Raw genomic sequence first — 25,118 nt, 5'->3', positions numbered from 1 at the left:
TAATAAATTTTACTTTTCTTATATAAAAATAAAGTTTTTTAAATCAAATACTGTACCCAAGTTTTTAAGGGTTCTGGTGAACCATACCAAATTCCAGGACTTCTGGGAGAATGCTTGACACCTGCGATCGTTAGATTTTCCGCGCCCTCCAAATGAGCAGCTTCAATGGGCGTAATGCCATCTCCCCAAGTGTTACCCTTACCACAGGTTAATTGGTAGCTATTGTAAGCTAACCAACTACCAGGCCGCCTTTTCCCAAAGATAGTTTTGCCAGCCACACAAATGTAACGAACGTTTTTGTAAAAAGCTCCTGGGTAGTTATTGGTGACAAAATCTAGATTGGAACGTGTCCAGCGTTCTTGGCTAATATGAGGTGTACCCAAGGTGGTGAAAGTAGCAACCAAGGGATGCCCTTGCCAGAGAAATGGTTTGACATCACCGCGTACTAAATAGGGCTTTTCTCCCATGTAAATCCGGGATATCCAACCTCCGGCTGAGTGACCAATTAAGTTAATTTGAGTAGCATTATGTTGCTGCAATATATGCTCGATCGTGTAATCGAGTTGTTGCAAAATCGATATTACGGGTCTTACTCCGAGAGTGGGGAGCCAGTCACGCCGTCGCAGTGGTACTGTAACCGTGGGAAAATCTAACTGCTGTAGGGATTGTTCTAGTTGGCGATAAGCGATCGCACTTTCTAGATATCCAGGCAAAATAACTGTCGGTAACGGCATTTTAAATTTTGGATGCAATAATTGAGGTTTTGAACTTTTTTAACGAAGAAGTAGTCATATTCAAGAGTTAGAATTGCGATCGCCTGACTCACCCCTTAGAGAAAAAACCAATAGCTTTGGTGGAATTTAAGGCTAGAATGTCAATAAAATTGTACAGTTTGCAACAGTTTGAGGGGCTACAGATGTGGTAGTATTTTCAAATAGGGCCCAGTCTCGGACAAACACGTGTGTCATCTGTTACAGAAGTGTAGTTGACTGAAAAACAGTTGAAAAAACAAGGCAACTTCGGCAGATGTTTTGATGTATTCAAACTTGTGCGTTTACTTAAACTTTATAAAACTCCTAGATATTAATTTTAATTGTGTGCGTCATAAGAATAAAAAATCAAAAGTAGTAATTTTTCAAATATCTCTTTAGCAAGCTCGAATTTTGAAAATATGATACAGCGTCATTGATTAATTAAAAACTTGAATAAATAAATGGCAATTTTGGCGTTTTGATTGCCAGCAGAGGAAGTTATTATTTCCTTATGAAGAACGCATATCTTGCAAGATATTGCAATGCCGGAAAGATAAAATCGCTAGTCAACTGTAACTGAGTGAGTGAACGATAACAGCCATGTCTTACGTCTCCCTGCTGAGAAATATACCAGAACTCTTAAGCCAGCCAATTGGGATAGCAGCTATAGCCTCCCTGGGTATCCACGGTGCGATCGCCATGATCGTACCATTGATGCCGATGGAGTCTAACAAGCCCAAAGAAACAGCATCATCCAAGACAGTCGGACTTTTGGAATTGAGTCAAGCCGACCAAAACCGTCTGCCGCAAACCACACCCCAAATTGGTTTACAACAATTACCTCCAGTCGCCCCACTTGCGGCTCCAAACTTTAGCGTCCAACCGGGATTAACCCCATTAGCGCCATCACCATCCAGTCAGCTAGTATTACCTCCGCTACCGGCATCATCGAATAACTATCGAGTCTCTTCCTTGCCTACAAAGCAGTCTTTGCGGATGATTCCGAGTGATAATTTACGGTTTGACGCTTCCAAAATTGATAGTTCTAAATTTAATACCGGCGCTAGATTCTCTCGACCAGTTCCTCGTGTGAATGTGAATGAGAGCGTTGCCAAATACGAGCCACCTAAACCGCTAGCTGTAAATAGGTTGCCAGAATTGCAGTCGCAGCAAATACCTGCCGATCTTCTGCGGAATCCCCAGCCTCCAATCTTATCTGACAGTACACCCGTTGCAACAGCACAGGTAAATACGACTTCGCAGCCAATGACGCAACCAATTCCTAATGCGTCGTCTACAATTGCTCAAAACCCACTGATAAATTCTTTAAAACCAGCTCCAAGCAATGGGAATACTTTAATTGGAACTAGGGGAAGCACATTACAAACAGCGGATTTATCAACCAAGGGAACTCAACAGGCAATTGCACAGCTAGATTCATACGCCAACCTGAGAAAGGAAGTGCAGCGACAATACCCCAACGCCGAACAAAAACCAGTCATACGGCAAACATTATCCACGAATAAGTCAAATCTTGAAGGTGCTGTTTTGGGTGTATTGGTGGTAGATCCTGATGGGAAGGTCTTAGATATCAAATTTCAAGACAAGTTAATTTCCCCGGAATTGCAATTAAAAGCAAGGCAATACTTCAACAAGCAATCCCCCAAGGGAGATAAACAGATTAGTTCCTATCCATTCAACCTACGTTTCCAAAACAGCACGAGCAATCTTACTGGGACTACTCAAGAGCAAAACCCCTCGTCATTATCTGCACCGGGAATCAATAACAATCAGCTTACCCCCTCACCAGCAGCTAGTTTTAAACCATTACCTAATTTACAAATCAGAAATAACCCCCCTACGTCCTCACCAGCAGGTACTCTCAAACCATTAACTGTACCAACAGTTACTCCCAAACCATTATCGGAACTGCAAATTAAAAATAACCAGTCTACGCCTTCATCGGCAGCTACTACTGCTGAACCTTTATTGTTGCCGAAAATCAATCAGGGTCAATCTACATCTGCTGTTGAATCAGATAAAAAATTAGTAGAACGGTTGCGCGAAGTCAAGGAAAACAGACAAAAGTCTAATTCAGAAAAATAATCGCCCGTTGATAATTTCGGATTCAGGTAGGGGTAATTTAGCTAGACGCATTTGCAGCGTCTACTCTACGAGTTCTCAACTGGAGTAACCGCAGGGTATTATCCCTATCTGAAAAATTTTTTGCATAAGTCCTGTTTAAAATACAATACGTTTGGGTTAAGAGTTATTGGTGTAATTTCAAGACAGGATAAATCGCGTCTCTACATCAGGGTTTTGGATTTAAAATATTTTTTAGTTGTTGACGAATTAGCGATCGCTAGTTCGTCATACATAATACTTAATAGTTCGTTAAAAGGTTTCAAGAAGGAAATGCACTTAGGGATTTCCAACAAATAAATTCTCCAATGTTTTCGGGTGAGCGTCTAGCTAGCTATTAACCAAAGATAGGCAAACGCTCACCATAAAAAAACTATACAGTATAGCTACTTTACCAACCTTGTTCTGCATTTTGAAAAACGTAAGCAGCTACCTCCAGAATCTCCTCAGAACTTAACTTGGCTTTAAAAGCAGGCATGGCATTTTTACCATTTTGTACTTGATGGATAATCGCTTCGATTGAGTCTTGATTGTAATTTTCTAGGTACTTTGACAATGCTTCCTTTTTCAAGGTTTTCTGGTTGATAAGGATGTTACCGCCACCTATATGGCAAGAAGCGCAGTTAGCCTCGAAAATTTTAGCACCGTTGGATGTTTCGGCAGCTAGTGCTGGACTAATGAATGTGAATTTGAATAGGGCGATCGCCGACAGTAGAATTAATAAAAGTATTCTCAACAGTATTTCCTCGCAACAAGCCTCCAGCAAGAGTATAAACGCGATTAATCCCTGATTAAGTCAAATTTGATCGAAATTGGCGGTAACAAGTTCACTCCTCGATACGCTACACATTGTTTAGCGTCTTAGGGAAGGATAGAACTCGTTACCGCCATTTCTGCATTTTGTGCGTCACTCTAGGAGTGTAGCGTGTGGCGATGAGCTAATTTCACTGAGTAATCATCTCGTGTCAAACGCTGGTGTTTCAGCTATTGGACAGTAATTGTACCAATCATACCAGCACCACGATGCGGTTCACAGTAGAAGGTGTAGTCACCAGCAGGTGCGTCTGCTGCAAAGGTGGTTGTTTCCTTTTGACCGGGACTCATGAGCAACTTCTTATGAGACAGAGATTTAGCTAGATCAGCGCTCTTAGAGGGGTTTTTAGCAGAATCAAATACCACATTATGGGGAGGAACTTTATTGTTCACCCATTCAATTGTGTCACCTGCTTTAATGGTCAATTTTTTCGGATCAAATGCTAGCAGTCCTTTATCGGTACCCAATTTCACCTGGTAGGTTTCAGCCGAAGCACTGGGAGTAAAAACAGCAAAGCTGCTAACAACTAAAAGGATTGTCAACACAGCTAAACTAAGGCGTCGCCAGCTTGCCGAAATTAATTTCATAGCTCTCTCCTAACAAACAATTTTTTTCCCTTTCTCATTTTAAATAAAATCAACGTCAAAGTATGACAATCTGTCATATATCTATTTTTTTTTTAAGAATGGAGAGCAATTTATTGCAAAAAGCCGTCTAATCAACAGTAAATGGGGAATAGGGAATGGGGAATGGGGAACGGGGACTAAATTCTTTCCAATGCCCTATTCCCAATGCCCAATACTTCGACTACGCTCAGTACAAGTGCCCTATTCCCAATGACTCAACTCCGGGATTTAGTAATAGATTTTCCCGCCTCCCCACTTAGTACCAACGATTTTGGGTTGTAAGAGAATATGACCGGCAATAGCCTCCAAGTCATCATCTGTCAGATTTCGCACTGCTGTGAAAATATCTGCGCTTTTGAGACTGGGGTGTATTTCGGAAATCTCTTCTTCCCCGTCGTAAGTAGTGGGATTTTTCAGGTAATCTACTAAACCTTCAATGTTGTTACGGTTAGGAGTGGCCAGTGCCAAGTCCTCTGGAGTAAGTCCCACGTTTTGGTTTGTCTTGGTAACTCCACCAGCATGACATTGGGCGCAAGCGTAATTAAATAAGCGTTTGCCTTCTTTGACTTGTTTAAGGCTGAGTACAACGGTATCACCCTGAGCATTTAATGGCACTGTTCGGGTAGCTTCGTCTAGTTCCACTGCTGTCGCGCTACCGACAATCAACTGAAACGAGAGTAAAACAGTAGCCACAACAACGCCAATTAGTCTTATAAACATGTTTCCCCTTAAAGATTTTGACGCTCAACACAGCTAAGAACGCGATTCTCAATCTCCAAGCTGCTAATTGCTAATGACTGATTGTTTTTTATCATTAGCTATCAGTTATTAGCCAAAGTTCTGAGATAACCCTTCAGGTGACTTCGCGATCGCCCACCAAGTCGTTAATACCATTGGGGCGTATTTCAGAGGATATTTGGGAAATAATTGCCTTTGCATCTTCTAACGCCAAACGGGTCTTTTGGTGTTTGTAGGCGATTCCCAGTTGGTTGCACAGAGAAAACACTTGTTCTACAGGAATGCTGTAGTCGGCTGCTATCTCTGCGATCGATAGGTCTGCAAAACCCATAATGCTTGTTTACTGATAGATAGAGATTGAGTCGCTGTAATACCAATATCACGTTAGGAGTGCAATTTGTTGCCCAAAATACTGTTTGGGGAATGGGAGGGGGCAGAGGGCAGAGGAAGCAGGGGAAGCAGGGGTAGAATTTTTAACTTTTGACTAATGACTAATGCCCAATGCCTATTAACCTTTTCCCCCGGTAAAGGTGACGCTTTGAATAAAGTAACGATTAAAAAAGGCATAAATGCCTAAAGCTGGCAGGGTAAAGACCATAGAAGCCGCCATAATGTAGTTCCAATAGCTGATGTATTGACCTTTGAAGCTGTTCAGCCCCAAGGGGAGGGTAAACATTTCTGGGTCAAACAGGATAACTATGGGCAGTAAAAAATTATTCCAACTCCCCATGAACACAAAAACTGCCTGTGCTGCTAGTGCTGGTTTTGCCAAAGGTAAAACAATGTATCGAAAAATTCCAAAGGTATTTAAGCCATCGAGTTGAGCTGCTTCTTCTAGTTCTTTAGGAAAATTAACGAAAAACTGCCGCATCATGAAGATAAAAGTGGCATTAACCATGCTAGGGACAATCATGCCTTGATAAGAATTCAGCCAACCGATCGCTTTCAAAATCAAAAAAGTGGGAATCAGGGTGATTTGCGTCGGTACTGCCAGCACAGCCAAAATTAGGAAGAACCAAAAACGCTTGCCCACAAAACGCAGTCTAGCCAAGGCATAACCAGCCATTGAATTTAACAACAAGTTTAAAAGCGTGACGCTGACGGCGATCGCCACACTGTTAAACAACCAGCGCCAAAATAGCGGTTCTTGGAGAAAGATTTGCCTGTAGTTATCAAGAGTAAAATTCTTGGGGAGAAAGTTGGGTTCACCGCCGATAATCTCTGATAGCGGCTTAAATGATGCTGAAAGTGCCCAGAGAAAGGGAATTAGGGTAATGATGGCATAGAGTGTCAGCAAGACGTACAACAAGGCTTTGAGCCAGGATAAGCCAGAGGTGTTAGTCAAATTCGTTCGCCTCCGAAAAGTCGTCGCTGAATCAAAGTGATGGCAATGATGACTGCTGCTAACAGAAATGCGATCGCAGCTGCATATCCCATTTGTAAATTCCGAAACACAGCTTGATAAATCAGCAGCACCACAGTTAACGTAGCGTTGTTTGGCCCGCCAGTACCGCCAGAAAAGATGTAAGACTGGTCAAAAAGTTGAAAAGTCCAAATTACCCCCACTGTTACCACAAAGAAGGTTACAGGCTTAAGCAAGGGAAGAGTAATGTGGATAAATTGTTGCCATCCATTTGCGCCATCAAGTTCTGCGGCCTCGTAAAGTGTTTGGGGTATATCTTGCAACGCCGCCAGATAAATCACCATAAAAAACGGTGCAGTTGACCAAATGTTCATCATCATAATGCCTTTGAGCGCAACTGCTGGATCGCCCAACCAGTTGTAAGTAGGTAGCCCGACAAAAGCGAGAAAATCGTTTAGTAGCCCATCAGTGTTATAAATCCACATAAAGATGAGTGTCAGCACTGCTGAAGAAGTGACTGTCGGCAAAAAATAGAGGATGCGCCACCAGTTTTTACCGCGAATCCCAGAATTCAGAGTTACTGCCAGAATTAAAGCCAGGATAGTTTGAGTTGGCACAACAATAGCTACATATTCGGCTGTGTTTCTCAAAGCAATCCAAACTCTTTCATCTTCCGCTAATCGCGTGAAGTTCCGAAAACCGATGAACTCGTACTCAATACCGCCAAGAAGTTGCACTTTTTGCAAAGAAAGAAATACGGAGTAGAGAATAGGTAAGACTACAAAAGTCCCCAAAACTAGAATAGTGGGCATCATAAACATATACCCAGCCAAGTCTTCAGTGATGTTCCACCTGGAGTTTCTGCGCCGCCTGTTAATTTCAAACATTACTGAACCTCCGCTTAATCCCGCACTCACCAGACTGTAGCGATGGGTTGTGCATGATTATTTATCGTACTCCTGTACAAAAATATTTAACCTCATCAAATAATTCTCTACCTTTGGAAAGCGTAGATCGAAGTAGCAAGTCAAAAGACATCGCTTGTGTGAGTTAGCTGGATATGCAACTTAGGGAACTATATATTAACCCGATTCAAGCAATAGGACACAAAATGTCATATACAGCCTACTTACGTTCGATTAAAAATCAACTCCAGAGAACTGGTAAAACTCAAAAAAGCCTACGGGTGAAAACTATCATAGAACAGTTTGGCTACCAGCGTAGAAGTCAATCATTCATAGATGATTTTAATATAGCTCTTGATGAATTGGGGCTTTGTGCAAATCCTCGGTTGGATTTGCATATTCCGTTAGATACAAAAATAGCTATTTCTCTTAAAGGTGTAGAACCAACAAATGAAGTTGCTGAATCTCAATCAATTTCAGCCAAACTAAAAGAGGCAATTTCAGTTAAACACGATTTTTTCTACTACTTGTTTGATTTTGGTTCTGAACAAGAATATGAACGATTCCAAGCGTGTTTAGATTCTCACCAGCCAGTAGGTATTTTTTTGATTCCGCAAGTAGAAGATTTCTTCTGCGATATTGTTGTCAAAATCTTTAATTATGAATTAATTAGAAAATCTCAATATGGAGGCTACAATAGTATACCCAAAGCTGCTACTAGAAAAATCCCTACAAGTATTGTCTCAGAAGACAAGGATTGTGAAGACGAACAAGAAAATCCTATCTCTGATGCTAGTATTTTTCAATTTTATCGCTCAACTATGACCAGCATTATACTTGGTAACACTGGTTTAGAGTTGCTTGATTCCGAAAAATTCGATCGGCAGTTTGAACAAATATCCTTATATGCAAATAAATATAATTCCGAACAGTTTTTTATTTTATTTCATTGTCCATCGACATTAGAAATCCAAGCTCATCAGCAAGAAGATGCTTTAGGGTACTTGGTAGATAAAGTTGCTAGTAAAATTCCTTTTACTTTTACTCTCAGGTGTAAATATCCAAATGAAGCATCTATTGAATATAAAGAGGAAGTGTATGCCCATTTTCGTCTACTATTAGAACTTCCATATTATGAAATAGAAGAAGATGACGCATCTTTGCAAGATTACTTTGTCGAATTACAAAAAGCTCAAATTCAAGCTGAATCTCAATTATTGCTGAAGATGAAAACTGAACATTTTTACACTCTGAAGTGGCAACAGGAAAGTAAAGAATATATCTATCTTAAGTATTTTGCTATTAAAACTTTGGAAAGTCTAGGGTATGGATTGTCTAATATTGGTTGTGAAGTTGAGTTGACTTCTAGAGATGAAGAAACATCAGACGATGATGAAGAGTACCAAAGTGAAATCATAGAAGTCTATGTAAAAAATCAGGTAGTGATTGAGATAGAAACTCTCAAATACCAAGAGTTTCAGGATAACAATCTCTTTTTAGATTCAATTAAAAGAGTTTTAAGAAAATCAAAAGTATGGCCAAATCAACTAGAAAGCCTTTGGTTGGTAATTCCCGGTTTTGAGATAGCACGTAACTATTACCAACTGAAAAAAGTGAAAGAAATATTAGAATATAAGTTGTCTGGATATTATGGCGATCGCTTCCAAGTTGTAATCATGGCTCCTGATTATGAAAAACACCAATTAGTCCCAGTATCCTTTGACTCTATCGACTATCCATCTTTTAATTATGGAGCTAAAAAACCTAGTTTATTACAAGCATATCCAATTACTAACCGCGTCAAAGAATTTAAACTTGACTTTAGCCAAGTACAAGGGCTGAATGAAGAAAAAGAGAAACTAACTAGACTTCTGAAGCTACAATCTAAAGGATATAAGAATTCAATTGGTGGAATTCTTTTCTATGGTTTACCGGGATGTGGTAAAACTTTACTAGCAAATGCCTTTGCTAATGAGTCTGAAAGATATTTTTTTAAGTTCTCTCCTGCCGATATAGTCAGTGTTTGGATAGGGCAAAGTCAAAAGAATATTCGAGATATCTTTGCTCAAGCTAAGAAAAAAGCTCCTTCACTTTTATTCATTGATGAGTTAGATAGTATTGGGTTTAATCGTAATGAAGACAATGCACACACAGACCAAAAGGCAACTATCAACCAATTACTCATAGAACTAAATAATCTGCAAAATAGTGATGTAATTGTCATTGCTGCCACTAACTATTTGAGTGGTATTGATAGCGCTTTGAAGCGTTCTGGTAGATTGGATTGGAAGATTCCTGTTTTTCCACCCGATCGAGTCGAAAGAATAGATTTGTTCAAACACTACCTATCAAAAATTGATATGAATCAGCTAGTAAACTTTGAAATTCTGGCAGATAAAAGTGGGAGATTTACTTCATCAGATATTGAGTTGGTTTGCCGGGAAGTTAAAAATGCTATTCTACTAGAAGAAATAAGTTCGGCTTTAACAACTTCAGATGTAATTACTTACATTAATAATTTACAAGATGGTGGCTTAAGTCTTAACGAAGGACAAGTCAAAGAATTTTTGGAAGAATGTAGGAGAATGAGTGTGAAAAATCCTAAGTTAGAAACTCTGAAATTAGAATGGGGATTGTATTAGTAATAGGCTAAGAAAAATGGCGTAGGCGTAGCCTGCACCTCTCTCTGCGAGACGCTCCTCATAGCTTGTAGGGTGCGTTATTAACGGGAACGTCCTAACGCACCGTAAATCTTTGGTGGTGCATTACGTTAGCGCGATAAACACCCGAAGAAACGAGATTTGGGGTGATTCAATCACTTGTGTGTACACTGTAGGTCTTTTGGTGGAGGATATAAAAGCGCCGCTTAGGGGATGGTATTTTTATTCATCAGTCTCAGGTATTACTTCTTCTGCTGTCGCTTCATTCTTAGAAATGTCAATGGCTTGTAAAACCTGTTTAACTATTTTTGGGTGCAATATTTTTCCTGAATGAAAAGGAATCACTACTCTCACTTCTTCTCGAAAATAAATCCTGTGACTTCCTTTGCTTCTAATTTGAATAAAACCTACATCTAATAAAAGTTTTTCAGCTTCTGTTGCAGTCAAACGTGGCAGCTTAGGCAACTTTTACCTCCAAGGTTATTGTGAATATCTCCTTGTTAAAAAGCGCCTGTTTTTCTGAATATGACAAGGTTTCTATATAAAGCTCAACTGCTTCTTTAATATTTGCCTGTACTTCTTCTAGGGAATCACCTTGAGATTGACAACCAGGAAGTTCAGGACAATAAGCATAATATCCATATTCATCTTTTTCGATAATAATGCTAACTTTATACGACATATCACAGTTACCTTTACTTGTTCAATAACTATTATCACCTCTCATCCCCCTTTCGTTAGGAAGCATCATGTCCTATTAGAATATGACTATAGTCATGACTACGGTTATTATGAAATCAATTTCCCAAAGGAAACTCAAATCTCAACTTCTTGAGTTCTTACGACTTGTAGAGTCAGAGGGAGAAGAAATTGTAGTTACCGATCGCGGTAAGCCAGTTGTAAAAATTTCCAAATACGCACAAGCACCTTCAACAGAAGAGTTATTTGGGGAAATGCGCGGTAAAGTGAAGTACTTTGAGGATTTAACTACACCAACCACTGAAGAATGGACATCTAATAAAGAGATAGGAAATTTCTGCTCAGAAATAATTTGGTGAAAGTAAGAAAGATTGCTTACTCCATCGTCTTAATTTGCTGATTAGCTTCATTCTGTGCCTTTAGCATCGCTTGCCTTAATGGTTGTTGTCCCAACAAGGCGCTGACAAACTGGTTATCAAAATTATTGACGATCGCACCTGGATACTGACCTACCTGCCAGAGTGTAGCATATTTAACCCCCGCTACTAATGGCGATCGCAATGGGTCTTGGTCATAGCCCAAATTCTTTGCCACTGATTTACGTGTTGGCAAAGCAAACCCTGTCCCTGTCCACTTTTGCATCCCTTCTTTACCCGTGAGATAGGAAATCAATTCCCAAGCTTCGGCTTTGTGATGTGCCTGCTTGTTCATCACATAAGCAACAGTCAGCATCATTGTGCCTTTTTTATCATTAATAGTAGGTACTGGTGCGGTAGCAAACTCTACTTGGGGAAAGGTTTCGATTAGATAGGGAATTGCCCAGTTACCTTCAATCACCATTGCCACTTTACCTTGACCAAACATTTCACTACCTGAGTTTGTACCAACATCAGATTTTTGAGCAGAGGAGTGGTCTTTTCGATACTGATTTACTACTAACTCTAAACCCTGTAAACTTGCCTCGCTGGCAAAAGTAGCATAACTATTTTGATCGACAGGTTGCCCACCAAAGGCTTTAATTTTATAAGCTTGACGCGCTAATTCTGGAATTTCCCCAAAGCCGTATTTGTTAAGTTTGCCTGTCAATTGTTTCGAGTAGTTACGTAATTCCTCCCAATTAGCTGGCGGATTACTCAAGCCTGCGGCGGCAAAGGCTTTTTTATTATAAAACAGGGCAAGAGTGGAATAGTCTTTAGGAAGACCATAAATATGGTTCTGGTATTTGAAGCTGTCAAGTAAGCTATCCTCAAAGTCCACTAAGTCAAATTCAGGGGTAATGTAAGCTTCTAGCGGTTCTAGAACATTTTGACTCATCAAAAAAGGAGCTTCCACCGACTCCAGATAAAAGACATCAGGCGCTGCTTCTCCAACCAAACGAGTTTTGATTACATCCATGTATTGGTCAGCAATCGCCTCATATTTGACCTTAATATTTGGATGCTGTGCCTCAAAGTCTAGCAGAACCTGTTTCAAAAGTTTTTGCTCAACAAGATTGCCTCCCCAACCACTGAGTTTAATGGTGACTGGGGTAGACACTGAGAGTTTGCTTGGTAATTCTAGGGTGTGACAACCAATAATGGCGATCGCGATCGCCATCACCAAAGCCAAAAAATTAAATAATCCTTTATTGTTCACAAACAAATAATATTCTCTTTCTTCGCTTATACCTTGTGCTATTAAGGAATGATATTTTACTTATTTGAAATTTTGGCTGAAAATTGCAAGCTAAAATAACGAAAAATTATCAGCAATGCGAATGAAAGCATACTGAGTCCGTTTCCAACCTGATTTGTTCGAGGATACTTCACCCATAATTTATGTTGATGGATTCTGTTCAGATTGAAACAACTGCGCCACTAACTCTAGAATTTCCCCAGATTGCCTTACCACCAACAGCAATCTCTCCCAACTCTCGAATTTCCAAGGATACTATTCGCACTAGTTTAAAAGCTTCCACTGCGGATTCTGTCTTAGCATCGGTTTACTCTCTTGGAACTGGCGGGATTTTACTCAGCAATTTATTGGTGGAATTGGGTGCTAGTCCAGTGGTATTTGGGATGCTGTCTTCTATTCCCATGTTGGTCAATCTCATTCAGCCGTTGGGTGCTTACTTGTCGGAACGCAGCACCAGCCGCTTTCAATATTCGCTTCGGACACACGGAATTGGTCGGTTGCTATGGCTGATTTTAGTAATTGGTATTGTCAGCGCCAGCTTGGGAGTGATTGATGCTCACCAGTTAGTCATATTGACACTCTTGATAGTTCTATTCAGTAATCTTTTGGGAGGACTAGGAAGCGCATCGTGGCTCAGTTGGGTGGCGATGATAGTTCCCCGACAATTACGAGGCAGGTATTTTGGCACACGCAATAGTGCTGCTAGTCTAACTAATTTGATTTGCGTACCAATGGCCGGTCTAGTTGTATCACATTGGTATGGGGGAACTCTCCAAGGTTATGGTGTAGTTCTACTGGTAAGTATTGTGTTTGGGATTGTGGGATTGGGATGTCAGTATTTCCAGGTGGATATGAATCCGCTATGGCAAAATACTTGTTATGGCAAGTCATCACAAACCACTGAGATTCAATCAGAGGTTGCAAAAGATGAATCTTCTGAAGTACCTCAATCAATTCATCCGCCACAAGACCAGTTAGCTAATAGCATCTGGAAAAACTCTAACTTTTTGGTATTTCTGCTGTATTTCAGCTTCTGGACGCTTGCTGTTAACCTCAGCAGTCCTTTTTTTAACCTCTATATGCTCGACACGCTGGATTTAGATGTTAGCTACGTGACTATCTACAACAGCCTTCAGGCGGGGGCAACTTTGCTGATGCTTATCCTGTGGGGAAAATTAGCAGACAAGATTGGTAATCGTCCTATTCTCATCTGTATTGGGATTTTGGTTGGAGTCACACCACTATTGTGGTTGGGGATTAGTGTCGATCGCCTTGACATCTGGTTGTGGTTGCCACTACTACACATCTTGACTGGAGGTACTTGGGCGGCGATTGACTTGTGCAGCAACAATATCCAATTGGGCATTGCACCAACTAAAAATCAGTCTATCTATTTTGCGATCGCAGCTGCCGTTGCTGGAGGAAGTGGTGCTTTGGGCACAACTATAGGCAGCTTTCTCGTGCAATTTACTCAGTCTGGAGGCTTACTGGGCTTGTTTGCCCTCTCAGGCATATTTCGACTAGTAGCCCTTGTTCCACTCATGTTTGTTCAAGAGCCAAGCAGAGGATGAGGGAGTGGGGAGTTGGGGGGCAGGGGTGCAGGGGAGCAGGGGAGCAGCACTTCTCTACGAGACGCTTCGCGAACGGCTACGCTCAGTGACCGAGGAGAAGTTGCAGTAAGTTTTTCCCCTCTGCCTCTTGTGCCCAATGCCTAATCCCCAATCCCCAATGCCCAATGCCCCATACTTTATTCTGCGGCGGTAGAAGTCAAGGACATTGTTTCCCACAACACCATGTGAGGTGTTGTTAATACAGGCTGATGTAGAGCAATCAGCTGGGCTAGGGTGTTCTTTAATTGGGTACGGGGTACGATATCATCAACAAAACCGTGCTGGAGTAAATCTTCAGCAGTCTGGAAATTTTCGGGTAGTTTTTCCCGCAGGGTTTGCTCAATCACTCGCCGACCAGCAAAACCAATGGTTGCTTTGGGTTCTGCCAAAATGATATCGCCCAACATTGCAAAACTAGCGGTAACGCCGCCCGTTGTCGGATTGGTCAAAACAGGAATATATAATAGTCGGGCATCTTTATGGCGCTGTAGGGCTGCGGAGATTTTTGCCATCTGCATCAAAGAGAGCATTCCTTCTTGCATTCTCGCGCCACCGGAGGTGCAGACAATAACTACAGGATAGCGTCGTTGAGTGGCTTGCTCAATCATCCGGGTGAGTCTTTCTCCCACGACCGAACCCATACTACCACCCATAAAACGGAAGTCCATAACCCCAAGGGCAATGGGCAAACCATTGATTTGACCTAAACCAGTTTTAACTGCGTCTATTAAGCCAATTTTATCTTGTGTTTCCCGCAAGCGATCGCTGTAGGGTTTGCGATCGCGAAATTCCAACGGATCGGTTGGACGCAAATGCTCATCTAGAGGTTTCCAGGTATTGTTATCTATCAATTGACGGATGCGCTCATCACTATCTACTCGATTGTGATGGCCACATTCGGCACAAACCATCTGGTTGGCTTTCAGGTCTTTTGTATATGCCAACACGCCACACTTAGAGCATTTATGCCACAAACCATCAGCAATTTCACGTTCTTGGCGTTCGAGGCTGGTAGATCCCGACTTCCTTCGATTTGCAAACCAATCAAATAGAGACTTTAAACCACGTGATTCTTCGTTGTTAGCCATTTTTTATTTTATTTTAAGTGGGTATGAGGTCGAAAACATGTCAAACCGTATTGGGTTGTCCTTAGTCATTAGTCGTTTTTCTTTATTGAGACTAATGGTTACATCGTTAAACTACGTTTTTAAGCAATTCAGACCTTAATTTTCGTCTTTGGTTGCCAGCTTAACGAAAATACTTATACCAATACAAGTCTCTTGCTCTTTTTTTCAGCAGACTTAATTATATGGACGTAGTGACAAAACCATGAGAATACCAACCTCCAAATAAAATGCTCTCCCCCTCCCACCCTAATCAATTATTTGTATTGCTGGGTTTTGAACAATCAGCATCTATTGCACTAGTTGTACTTGCCAACGGTTAATCGTCGTTAAGAGGGTAATACAAGTCACAAGCTGAATATTATCAAAATGTGAAAGGCAGATGGGGTAATGTTGGTTACAGTCACGAATTATAAATATTTCTTATCAAAGGGTATTAGTTATGGGTATACGGTATCGGGCATAAGAGGCAGAGGGGCGGAGGTGCAGAGGGGCAGAGGGGATAAAACTTACTACAACTCCTCTGCTCCCCTACCTTCCCCACTCCCTGCTCCCTACTTCAATTCAAGACGCTGGAAAAAATAAACGCAGGTAGCTAGACAAAATGGCTTCGCCGCTAAACAGCGTAATCACAGATCCTAAAGCCAGAAAAGGGCCAAAAGGTATTTTTTGTCCTAATTTTTGTCGCGATCGCTGCATAATCAAAACACTGATACCAATTAATGCTCCCAGCGCACAGGCGATAAAACTAGCCAATAGCAAATATTTCCAGCCTAACCAGGCTCCCATCATTGCTGCTAACTTGGCGTCACCTGCACCCATTGCAGTTTTCCCAAAGGCAATTGAACTCAAAAGGGCGATCGCATCAAACAGCCATAAGCCTAATACTGCACCAACTATAGCGATCATAAGGTGATTTACCAATGCCACAAAACTACCCTCTGGTAGAAAACCAACTACCATTTGAAACAAAATTCCCACCACTAAACCCGACTTAGTAAGTGGATTGGGTAGGGTCATTGTATCTAAGTCAATCAGTGATAGCGCCAATAACCAACTGCAAAAAGCCCAATAGCCTATTGTCAAAGTCGAAACTTGAAATACCAAAAAAATTAGTAAAAAAATTATGCCCGTTACCCCTTCTACCACGGGATAACGGACAGAAATTTTGCTTTTGCAATATCGACACCGCCCTCTTAAGGAAATCCAGCCGAACACTGGTACATTGTCGTAAGCTTTTAGCTGGTTTAAGCATTTAGGACAACGAGAAGGCGGCCAAAGAATTGACAACCCAGCAGGTAGGCGATAAACAATAACATTGAGAAAACTACCAATAGATGCACCCAAAGCAAAGACCATTACACTCGCCGGGATGGCGAACAAAATGTCCATACAGTCATTTGTCCTTTGTCATTTGTCCTGTGTCATTTGTGCTTTGTCATTTGTCCTTTGTCAATAACGAATGACCAATGACCAATGACTAATAACCAATAGACTTCTTGCATAAGTCGGGAAAAGGGGAAAGGGGAAGGGGAAAAGGTTCTGCAAAAGTCCCTTTCCCCTTTAACCTTTACCCTTTTCCCCCTCTTGCAAAAAGCACAAATGCCAAGAGGTCTAATGACCAATGACTAATACATGTGCGATTCAATTTGACTTAAGGGCACAAAACACTCTTGAGGTAAAAGAACTGGTTGGTTAGTAAAAATAACCTTACCTCGATGAGTCACACGATTAATTGCTACACCGGAAGGTTGCCCAGCTATTTCGGGATGGACTTCACAGTGAGTATAGTATATCTGCCCAGCAGCTCTAATTACAGAGGGATCAATCAAAGGCGATTGGTTCTTTGGGGCGGTAAAATTTACTTGACCTTGTCGTAATGCGTACACTATCGACTGTTATTTGATTGCTAGATTTCCCTTTAGTCTACCCGAAACTTATAGCAAAGGTTGCCAAGTTGCCCAAGTTGCTATATAAAATTATTTTTGTTCGATCGCTTTGATGAGTGAGTCTCCCATAGCACGGCAACCAAGGAGATTTTTTCCTGGAGAAATTATATCCCCTGTGCGATCGCCTTGTTCTAAAACTTGCAACACTCCTTGTTCGATGCGATCTGCCGCTTCTGGTTGGTCTAAACCGTAACGTAACATCATCGCCACACTCAAAACCTGTGCTAGAGGATTTGCCTTATCCTGTCCAGCAATATCTGGGGCGGAACCATGAACTGGTTCAAATACACCAGGGCCAGAAGCACCCAAACTAGCGGAAGGTAACATCCCAATACTACCTGTGAGCATGGCGGCAGCATCAGAGAGAATATCACCAAACAAGTTGCCTGTAACTATGGTGTCAAACTGTTTGGGAGCGCGTACTAACTGCATAGCAGCATTATCTACATATAAATGAGAGAGTTCGATATCTGGATATTCTTGTGAAAGTTGGGTGATGCGATCGCGCCACAACTGAGATACTTCTAATACGTTGGCTTTATCCACCGAACAAAGTTTTCCACCGCGTTTTTTTGCCGCTTCAAAGGCCACGCGGCCAATACGTTCAATTTCTGATTCGGTGTAAACCATTGTATTAACACCGCGTTTTTCACCGGTTTCTGTAGCAAAAATCCCTTTAGGTTTACCAAAGTAAATCCCACCAGTGAGTTCGCGCACCACCATAATATCCACGCCTTCTACAATTTCGCGCTTCAAAGTTGAAGCGTCGATTAGCTGGGGCAAAATTTTCGCTGGGCGCAAATTGGCAAATAATCCTAAACCTGCGCGTAGCCCTAACAAACCTGCTTCTGGGCGTAAATTGGATGGCAGAGAATCCCACTTATAACCACCAATCGCTGCAAGTAATACAGCATCACTGTTACGGCAAGTATCTAGAGTGAGAGAGGGCAGAGGTTCCCCTGTGGCATCAATTGCTGCACCACCGATAAGGGCTTCTTGGAATTCAAACTTCAGATCGAATTGCTTCCCTACGACTTTCAGCACATCTACCGCCACTGCCATAATTTCAGGGCCAATGCCATCGCCGGGGAGTAGAGTAATGCGGTAGTTCTGGGTCATAGCTGGTTATTACTAGGTAAATGCTTTCAGATCAAATATCATACCTAGCAAAATGTACTGATGGAGTTTTTAATTTATTTGGGTGTAGCTCTAACGTAATCATCTGGCATTGGATGAAATTACTAAAAAAGTCCTATATCCCTAGTTGAGCGGATCGAAACGCTGCAAGATGAGAGCTATAAACACCACTGGCAAACCTACACCCATACAAATGAGAGCTTGGATAAATGTTAAAGGTGTGGTGTCAAACACTTGATTCATCATGCTCCACTGACTGAACACACATTGTAAAATCACCACAACCACAATTCCGATCGCAGGTGCATAGGCTACGGGTGTGCGTTTACCTTGGATTCTCACGACTAGAGATGGTAAAAACTGGGTAATGCTTAACAGGTAAAAGACTTCTGCTGCCACCAATCCATTAATCGCCATCGTGCGAGCTAAGGCTTCATTACCTGTAGTTTGAAGTATCCATTGAAACACCCCAAAAATTACCACCCAATTGAAAACAGAAATCGCTAATATGCGCTTAAGTAAACTACCTGATAAAAGCTTTTCTCTAGGGTTGCGTGGTGGTTGCTGCATCACCTGTCCAGATTTTGGCTCAAAGGCGAGGGGAACAATCAACCCTACTGAACTGACCATGTTGAGCCAGAGAATTTGGATTGGTAAGATGGGAAGCACGGTGGCTAGGAGAATGGCAATCAAAATTGTCATGGATTCGCCAACGTTGATCGGCAGCAAGAAGGCGATCGCTTTTCGTAAGTTGCGATAAACCCCGCGTCCTTCCTCCACAGCCGCTTCTATTGAGGCAAAGTTATCGTCAGTTAGCAGCATATCTGCCGATTCTTTGGCAACCTCTGCCCCGGCTATGCCCATTGCTACACCAATATCTGCCTGTTTGAGAGCGGGAGCATCGTTGACACCATCTCCAGTCATGGCAACTATTTCACCCTGAGACTGCAACGCTTTCACCAGATGCAATTTTTGTTCTGGAGCAACTCGCGCAAATACCATACCTTGTTCAGCCGCTTGGGTGAATTCTTTTTCATCCATCTGAGCTAATTGCCGTCCTGTGAAAACTTGTGCTTCAGTGGAGCAAATTCCCATTTGACGGGCGATCGCAGCTGCTGTTAGTGCGTGGTCGCCTGTAATCATTTTTACCTGAATTCCAGCAGATTGACAGGCTTTCACTGCGGCGATCGCTTCCTCACGAGGCGGATCAATTATGCCCTGAAGTCCTAGAAATACCAGTCCTCGATCGATATCATTGCGATCCAAGGATCGCTTAGTGGGAACTTCTTTGCTGGCAAAAGCTAGCACTCGTAACCCTTGGTTTGCCATAGCAGCAACTTCCTGTTCCACTGCGGCAGGATTGAGCGCAACCTGTTGTCCTTGAGCATCGAGCAGGCGATCGCATCGTTGGAGAATTGCCTCTACAGAACCTTTGAGATAAATCACATTCAGCGATCGCTTTGCATCTAATTCATGCAAAGTCGCCATGTATTGGAATTGAGACTCAAAGGGAATGGTGTCTATTCTAGGTAATTTTTGCTCTAGATTGGCTTGCGTCAATCCCACTTTATTGGCAGCCGTAATCAATGCTCCTTCAGTTGGGGTTCCTACTAAGTCCCATTGTCCATCTCCCCATTCAATATGAGAATCATTGCAAAGCAATCCTGCTTCCAGGGATTCCCAAAGAGCAACATGTCCATCTGCATTGAAATCAACAGGTTGTCGATCGATGAGGATTTCACCGTCTGGAGCATAACCAATACCGCTAACGGTGTAATGTTGTCCACCTGCACAAATCTTTTGAACCGTCATCTGATTCTCAGTTAACGTCCCAGTTTTGTCAGAACAAATCACAGTGGTACTTCCCAAGGTTTCCACAGCAGGTAGCTTGCGAATAATCGCCTTACGTCGTGCCATCCGGGAAACTCCGATCGCTAAAGTGACGGTAACGATCGCAGGTAATCCTTCGGGAATCGCGCTGACTACCAGAGCCACACTCGCTTTGAAAACATCAATCCAAGATTCGCCTTGTCCTAATCCGACTGCAAATGTCAGGGCAGCTAAACCTAAAATGACATACAACAAGCTTTTGCTAAATTTGTCAATATTTCGTGTTAGCGGTGTTTTCAGATTTGTGCTGCTTTCAATTAACTGGGAGATGCGACCGGTTTGGGTGGCATCTGCGATCGCTACTACAATCCCTTCTGCCTGTCCAAAACTGACGAAACTTCCGGCATATACCATATTGCTGCGTTCGGCTAACGGTGTTTCGACGGCCAGCGATGCCGTTGCTTTCTCAACCGGAACGGATTCACCTGTTAAGGCAGACTCGTCAACTTGCAAACCACGCACACTTAATAACCGCAGATCGGCGGGTACTTTATCCCCAGATGCCAGCAATACTAAATCACCCAGAACAAGTTCAGTCGAAGCCAGACGGGTTTTTTGACCATTGCGAATCAAAGTTGCTTCGGTAGTGATGGCTTTGGATAGAGCAGCGATCGCGCCTTCTGCTTTCGATTCTTGAATGTAGCCAATGATGACATTAATTAGGGTGACACCAAAAATTACTCCCGCATCTATCCAATCTCGCAGCAGCAGCGTCACCACTCCCGCCGTCAGCAAAATATATAGTAGTGGTTGATTAAATTGCTCTAAAAATCGCAGCCAAGGACTTTTTCCACTTTTACCAGTCAGTTGATTTGCACCCATTTGCTGGTGTCGTTTCGTAGCCTCTTCATGGGTCAAACCTGCTTCCGGATGGCTGGCTAACGTTTGTACAACTTTGTGTTCATTGAGAGTATGCCATTCATAGTTGAGTGAATCTTGTGTTGTTTCAGCAAAAGTATTTGTAGCGATCGTATTTGCTGTCATTTTCGTCTCCAAAAAATAATTAGTAATTAACAGATTTAATTTAGATTTATCTGTTTGAATCCGTATCTTTCTTCTTTGAAATTGGTGTTATTGCGAGAATCTTTGGCTAAGTTCATAAATATGCCATTCCCGCACACCCCAATAACTGAGAATCGATTCTGCTTGCCAGATTTCATCTGTTGTTCCCTCTACCTTCACCAAAAATTTTTCTTGGCAGGTGGTTGGCTCACAGAGTTTAGCTTGCCTTTCGGGAGCAAACCAACCTTGAAATGCACCATAAACACTGCCAAAAATCGCACTCGCTCCACCCGCAAGGAGTGTACTTACCACAGATTCAACCGCTAATGCCGGGCCAAAACCGGGAATAACTAATACGCCAAGTCCGGCTGTTAGTGCCAGGAAGCCCCCGGCTGTTCCTCCTGTAATTGCACCTGCTTTAGCACCTTCGATAGGAGTTATGGTATTTATGGTATGTTTATCCGCATTAGCATCCTTGTGCAACTTTTCGTCTTCAGAGTCTAAAGTGAACACAGAAATTTTCTGCATAGGAAAGTCAATCGCTCTGAGTTCATCAAGCACCTGTGTTATTGCCTGACGGGTAGAAATGATGGCGATCGCATTTTTAACTGGACATAAATTCATAACAATATCTCCTATAAAAATCAGTAAGTTTAAAACGAAGCTTTATTAATCTCCAAATAGGAAAAAACTATAGTTTTCTAGTGTGAGTAGGAACCGTGTTAGTTTAGGTATTCGTTTTCAACCTCAGTTGGGTTAGTTTCGTTTATCCGCTTCTTTTTCAGGATTGCTGATGAATGTGAACGAAAAGTGAATAAATCGTTTGTCTACCTAATTTCACTTTTAAATCACATTTGTCCCTCAAGCTAAAAGACAACAAATGTGAATGAAGTAATTAGACCTCTTGCAAAAAGCACTTTTGCAAGAGGGGAAAAGGGTAAAGGTTAAAGGGGAAGGGAACAATACAGAACCTTTCCCCCTTCCCCCTTCACCTTTTTCCGATTTATGCAAGAAGTCTATTGATTATTGGAGCTGGATATGACCTTTAAGAAGATTTTGGTGGCGGTCGATGATTCACCTGCGACTGCAACAGTGTTTGTAAAAGCGCTGGAGTTAGCTCAAAAAGATGCTGCTCAGTTAATGATTGGTCACAGCATTGAGCTAGCAGATTCTAGTCAACTCACTGTGAATTTAGTAGACCTGGAAATAGAAACACAACAGGCACAAAGTTTACTCCAGTTGTACTATCAGAAAGCGAAAATACTAGGCATTATGGCAGAATCCAGTTATCAAACAGGAGATCCTGGTACTAACATCTGTGATTTAGCCCGGAGTTGGGGAGCAGATTTGATTGTGCTTGGTCGTAGAGGACTTAATGGATTTGCCGAACTTTTAGCAGGAAGTGTGAGCAATCACGTAGTTCATCACGCTCCATGTTCTGTCCTGGTTGTTCAAGGTCAGTAGTTCCTTCAGAACCATACGTGTCAACTTAACGTAATGACGTGATATTCAATTCTCTGGCTTCCTATCACCATTCGCATCACCCACCCTAACCCTCCCCTTGTCAAGGCTACGGTGTACACACAAGTCTGAAGTTGTTCAAGAATTTGGGTTTTACTCCACCCTAACCACTGCTTGAATTCAATGAACGATACCTCCAATTCAATAAATGACCACCCGAATTCAATAAACGACTACCCGAATTCAATAAACAACTACCCGAATTCAATAAACCACTACCCGAATTCAATAAACCACTACCCGAATTCAATAAACCACTACCCGAATTCAATAAATGACCACCTGAATTCAATAAAATGACCACCCGAAATCAATATAGGGAACAAATTTCCTGTTTCCCCCCTTGACAAGGGGGAATTAAGGGGGGTAAAACGCCTGTGGGACATACATTTGAGCTTAAGTTGACACCAATGCTTCACAACTGTCTACTAACCACTAGAATTTTGCTGTTAAAACGTGAGTTTTCTACGAATAGTATTCATTATGTTTTACAAGAAACAATCTAGTTTCCTCGTAGTCCAGCAAAGAAACTTTATATGGTTTATTTTATGGTAGGAAAATCAAGTTATTTTCTCCCCCTGCTTCCCCTGCTTTATCTACCTACCTTCACCCGTAATTTTTGGGTTAGTCGATTACTAGGACTAGAATACATGGGGTTGTTTTTAGCAGGAATAACCGTTTTAATTTTGGTTTTCCTATCAACTCATACCCATGAAAATCTACACTGAAATTGAAATTCAGGCATCCGATGAGCAAGTCTGGAACCTACTTACTGATTTTGCCAGTTTTCCACATTGGAATCTGTTTATTCGTCAAATTAGTGGTTTGCTGAGTGAAGGGGCACAGCTAACCGTTCACTTTCAGCCTCCGGGTAGAGATATTATGACCTTTCGACCTACGGTGATTACGGTAGAACCTAATCGCAAACTGCGCTGGTTATGGCACTTTTTGATCCCAGGGTTATTTGACGTTGAACATAGCTTTATCATTGAACCGTTAGTAAGCGATGTCTACGACGGGCTACGCCTACGCGTTCGCTTCATTCAGCAAGAATCTTTCCAGGGTTTACTAGTACCTCTGTTGGCTCGTCGATTAAATATCGACGTTCGCCAAGGGTTTGAAGCTATGAACCAAACATTGAAAACCAAAGCAGAACGCATTAATCAAACTACGACTACTTCATTAGATACATAAGTCTGAATCCCATATATGAATGATGAAGAATTAAACAAGGCATAGATTATAATTAATGCCTAAATAGTGTTAATCAGGGATTTGTTTATAAAATTGGGCGTAAATAAGAAACAAAAATAAGCAAAGAAATTTCTAACTCGCTCCAAAGCCTTATTTATAAGGTTTTGCATCAGCCAGTGCTGTGTACCTTTCTTACATAAGAATGGCTTTTGTCACTTTGCAAACTGAAAATTTATTGTATAAATGATAACTAGTTAAACAATCTATTAAAAGCCTAAAATAGCTGTATCAACTTCTGTATTAACAAATTATGGTTATAAATATATCGTTGATTCCAGGGAAAATATACAAAGTCACCACTACAGAAGGTGAACCATTAGGAGATTGGACATATAGTGAACATACTGGTGATGCCTGGATTTTCTATTTAGCATCTATACCTGGTACAGCAAAGATAACAGTAGAAAACACATCAATAGAAGGATTGAGATTTAGTTAATCATTACCATAGATTTTTTAATCTATTCCACTAATTCGAGAATATGGTAATCTACTTCTCAACAAAGAGGGGTAGATGGCTATTTAATCAATTATTAACATAGTATTCGAGTGATTACGCTTTTCTTCTCTTATTAAGAATTTCTAGTAATTGAGATGCACATTTTTTTGCATTTTCAGGCGTGCTACATTCGCTTGCTAATACCCGTTCTGAAATAGCTCCCTCGTGAGTGAGCATGGTTAAACGAGTATGGGCTTCCGCGGGCGTTTCTCGATGAACAGTATCACCATCAACCTCGATAATCATTATTAGTCCATCTTTAATAATTACAAAATCTGGTTCAATACGGCGATAATCTTTACCTCCTCGAATAAATACTGGAAGCGGTGCAAAGGAAACACCAAGAGCCTTAAACGCCTGATACAAATATATTTCGGGTTGAGACCGGAATAACAATCCATCACATGACTTATTTGCAATGTTGTCTGAACGTACACGACCTTGATTAGTGATACCTTGCCCCTCTATCGATGCTTTTGCTTTTTCTCTCCATTGAGGGTCACTTGATAGCGTCGGTGATATAACAACGCATTTGATATACCAATTTGTCATATATGGTCTTAGCACATAGGATGTCTTTTCCAGAATTTCATTCTCTAAGTTCTCTTGATCATTAGCAATTTGGCTAACTAGATAATCAGGAATTGTTAAGTAGAAATTATAAATTGGTTCTTCAGTACTTCTTATGCTAAATTATTAGTTGCAAATTCAAAAGGATATTAAAAATTGTATTAATAAATTACTAAAAGCATTGCGATT

General features: G+C 41.4%; 23 protein-coding genes. 6 read left to right on the top strand and 17 right to left on the bottom strand.

The annotated features are described in order from the left end of the window. Window positions 1–38: 38 nt before the first annotated feature. Complete coding sequence (locus V7K45_RS16980) at window positions 39–734, bottom strand: esterase/lipase family protein (RefSeq protein ID WP_335005399.1); 696 nt, start codon at window positions 732–734, stop codon at window positions 39–41. Between the two features lie 618 nt (window positions 735–1,352). On the opposite strand from V7K45_RS16980, the gene V7K45_RS16975 reads away from it, so the two are divergent. Then, window positions 1,353–2,858, top strand: a complete 1,506-nt coding sequence (locus V7K45_RS16975; RefSeq protein WP_335005397.1) for a hypothetical protein — start codon at window positions 1,353–1,355, stop codon at window positions 2,856–2,858. Window positions 2,859–3,285: 427 nt separating this feature from the next. On the opposite strand, the gene petJ is transcribed toward V7K45_RS16975, so the two are convergent. The 6 genes from petJ to V7K45_RS16945 all read right to left on the bottom strand — a co-directional run bounded on the left by petJ (window position 3,286) and on the right by V7K45_RS16945 (window position 7,322). Next, window positions 3,286–3,630: a cytochrome c6 PetJ gene (gene petJ / locus V7K45_RS16970; RefSeq protein ID WP_335005395.1), complete on the bottom strand. Its 345-nt coding sequence runs from the start codon at window positions 3,628–3,630 to the stop codon at window positions 3,286–3,288. Between the two features lie 248 nt (window positions 3,631–3,878). Beyond that, window positions 3,879–4,295, bottom strand: coding sequence for a plastocyanin (gene petE / locus V7K45_RS16965; RefSeq protein WP_335005393.1), 417 nt, complete (start codon window positions 4,293–4,295; stop codon window positions 3,879–3,881). Window positions 4,296–4,562: 267 nt separating this feature from the next. Further along, the gene (gene psbV / locus V7K45_RS16960; protein WP_289795867.1) at window positions 4,563–5,054 is read right to left on the bottom strand and encodes a photosystem II cytochrome c-550; all 492 of its coding nucleotides are present in this window, start codon (window positions 5,052–5,054) and stop codon (window positions 4,563–4,565) included. A 133-nt stretch (window positions 5,055–5,187) separates the two neighbouring features. Further along, window positions 5,188–5,403, bottom strand: a complete 216-nt coding sequence (locus V7K45_RS16955; protein ID WP_335005390.1) for a hypothetical protein — start codon at window positions 5,401–5,403, stop codon at window positions 5,188–5,190. Between the two features lie 177 nt (window positions 5,404–5,580). Then, entirely contained in the window at window positions 5,581–6,417 is an 837-nt protein-coding gene (locus V7K45_RS16950) for a carbohydrate ABC transporter permease (RefSeq protein WP_335005388.1), read from the bottom strand. Further along, window positions 6,414–7,322 (bottom strand): carbohydrate ABC transporter permease, encoded by a 909-nt coding sequence (locus V7K45_RS16945; protein ID WP_335005386.1) that lies wholly within the window; start codon window positions 7,320–7,322, stop codon window positions 6,414–6,416. Before V7K45_RS16945 ends, V7K45_RS16950 begins: the two co-directional genes overlap by 4 nt. 299 nt (window positions 7,323–7,621) lie before the next feature. Between V7K45_RS16945 and V7K45_RS16940 the strand changes: the two genes are divergently transcribed. Further along, complete coding sequence (locus tag V7K45_RS16940; RefSeq protein ID WP_335005384.1) at window positions 7,622–9,982, top strand: ATP-binding protein; 2,361 nt, start codon at window positions 7,622–7,624, stop codon at window positions 9,980–9,982. A gap of 240 nt (window positions 9,983–10,222) precedes the next feature. Here the strand turns inward: V7K45_RS16940 and V7K45_RS16935 are convergent, their stop codons facing one another. Further along, entirely contained in the window at window positions 10,223–10,465 is a 243-nt protein-coding gene (locus V7K45_RS16935; protein ID WP_335005383.1) for a type II toxin-antitoxin system HicA family toxin, read from the bottom strand. Next, window positions 10,458–10,682, bottom strand: a complete 225-nt coding sequence (locus V7K45_RS16930) for a type II toxin-antitoxin system HicB family antitoxin (RefSeq protein WP_335005382.1) — start codon at window positions 10,680–10,682, stop codon at window positions 10,458–10,460. Before V7K45_RS16930 ends, V7K45_RS16935 begins: the two co-directional genes overlap by 8 nt. 94 nt (window positions 10,683–10,776) lie before the next feature. Between V7K45_RS16930 and V7K45_RS16925 the strand changes: the two genes are divergently transcribed. Beyond that, entirely contained in the window at window positions 10,777–11,058 is a 282-nt protein-coding gene (locus tag V7K45_RS16925; RefSeq protein ID WP_335005380.1) for a type II toxin-antitoxin system Phd/YefM family antitoxin, read from the top strand. A 16-nt stretch (window positions 11,059–11,074) separates the two neighbouring features. On the opposite strand, the gene V7K45_RS16920 is transcribed toward V7K45_RS16925, so the two are convergent. Further along, the gene (locus V7K45_RS16920; protein ID WP_335005621.1) at window positions 11,075–12,295 is read right to left on the bottom strand and encodes an ABC transporter substrate-binding protein; all 1,221 of its coding nucleotides are present in this window, start codon (window positions 12,293–12,295) and stop codon (window positions 11,075–11,077) included. A gap of 227 nt (window positions 12,296–12,522) precedes the next feature. On the opposite strand from V7K45_RS16920, the gene V7K45_RS16915 reads away from it, so the two are divergent. Beyond that, a complete protein-coding gene (locus V7K45_RS16915; RefSeq protein WP_335005378.1) occupies window positions 12,523–13,944 on the top strand; it encodes an MFS transporter in 1,422 nt (473 codons plus the stop codon). 176 nt (window positions 13,945–14,120) lie between these two features. Here the strand turns inward: V7K45_RS16915 and accD are convergent, their stop codons facing one another. The 6 genes from accD to V7K45_RS16885 all read right to left on the bottom strand — a co-directional run bounded on the left by accD (window position 14,121) and on the right by V7K45_RS16885 (window position 21,709). Further along, window positions 14,121–15,071: an acetyl-CoA carboxylase, carboxyltransferase subunit beta gene (gene accD / locus V7K45_RS16910; protein ID WP_335005376.1), complete on the bottom strand. Its 951-nt coding sequence runs from the start codon at window positions 15,069–15,071 to the stop codon at window positions 14,121–14,123. Between the two features lie 600 nt (window positions 15,072–15,671). Further along, window positions 15,672–16,499: a prepilin peptidase gene (locus V7K45_RS16905; protein WP_335005374.1), complete on the bottom strand. Its 828-nt coding sequence runs from the start codon at window positions 16,497–16,499 to the stop codon at window positions 15,672–15,674. A gap of 236 nt (window positions 16,500–16,735) precedes the next feature. Beyond that, window positions 16,736–16,996 carry a hypothetical protein gene (locus V7K45_RS16900; RefSeq protein ID WP_094347451.1) on the bottom strand — a complete coding sequence of 87 codons (261 nt, stop codon included), beginning with the start codon at window positions 16,994–16,996 and terminating at the stop codon, window positions 16,736–16,738. A 90-nt stretch (window positions 16,997–17,086) separates the two neighbouring features. Next, window positions 17,087–18,175, bottom strand: a complete 1,089-nt coding sequence (gene leuB / locus V7K45_RS16895; RefSeq protein WP_335005372.1) for a 3-isopropylmalate dehydrogenase — start codon at window positions 18,173–18,175, stop codon at window positions 17,087–17,089. A gap of 141 nt (window positions 18,176–18,316) precedes the next feature. After that, window positions 18,317–21,067, bottom strand: a complete 2,751-nt coding sequence (locus V7K45_RS16890) for a cation-translocating P-type ATPase (RefSeq protein ID WP_335005370.1) — start codon at window positions 21,065–21,067, stop codon at window positions 18,317–18,319. Between the two features lie 87 nt (window positions 21,068–21,154). Continuing rightward, on the bottom strand, window positions 21,155–21,709 hold the full coding sequence (locus V7K45_RS16885) for a hypothetical protein (protein WP_335005368.1): 555 nt from the start codon (window positions 21,707–21,709) through the stop codon (window positions 21,155–21,157). 414 nt (window positions 21,710–22,123) lie between these two features. On the opposite strand from V7K45_RS16885, the gene V7K45_RS16880 reads away from it, so the two are divergent. Continuing rightward, window positions 22,124–22,549, top strand: coding sequence for a universal stress protein (locus V7K45_RS16880; protein WP_335005366.1), 426 nt, complete (start codon window positions 22,124–22,126; stop codon window positions 22,547–22,549). Window positions 22,550–23,317: 768 nt separating this feature from the next. Next, entirely contained in the window at window positions 23,318–23,800 is a 483-nt protein-coding gene (locus V7K45_RS16875; protein WP_335005364.1) for an SRPBCC domain-containing protein, read from the top strand. A gap of 613 nt (window positions 23,801–24,413) precedes the next feature. Here V7K45_RS16875 and V7K45_RS16870 read toward each other — a convergent pair. After that, on the bottom strand, window positions 24,414–24,911 hold the full coding sequence (locus V7K45_RS16870) for a hypothetical protein (protein WP_335005362.1): 498 nt from the start codon (window positions 24,909–24,911) through the stop codon (window positions 24,414–24,416). Window positions 24,912–25,118: the final 207 nt, after the last annotated feature.

Source organism: Nostoc sp. (assembly GCF_036917375.1).
Lineage (GTDB): Bacteria > Cyanobacteriota > Cyanobacteriia > Cyanobacteriales > Nostocaceae > Nostoc.
This window is presented reverse-complemented; position numbering and strand designations above follow the sequence as displayed.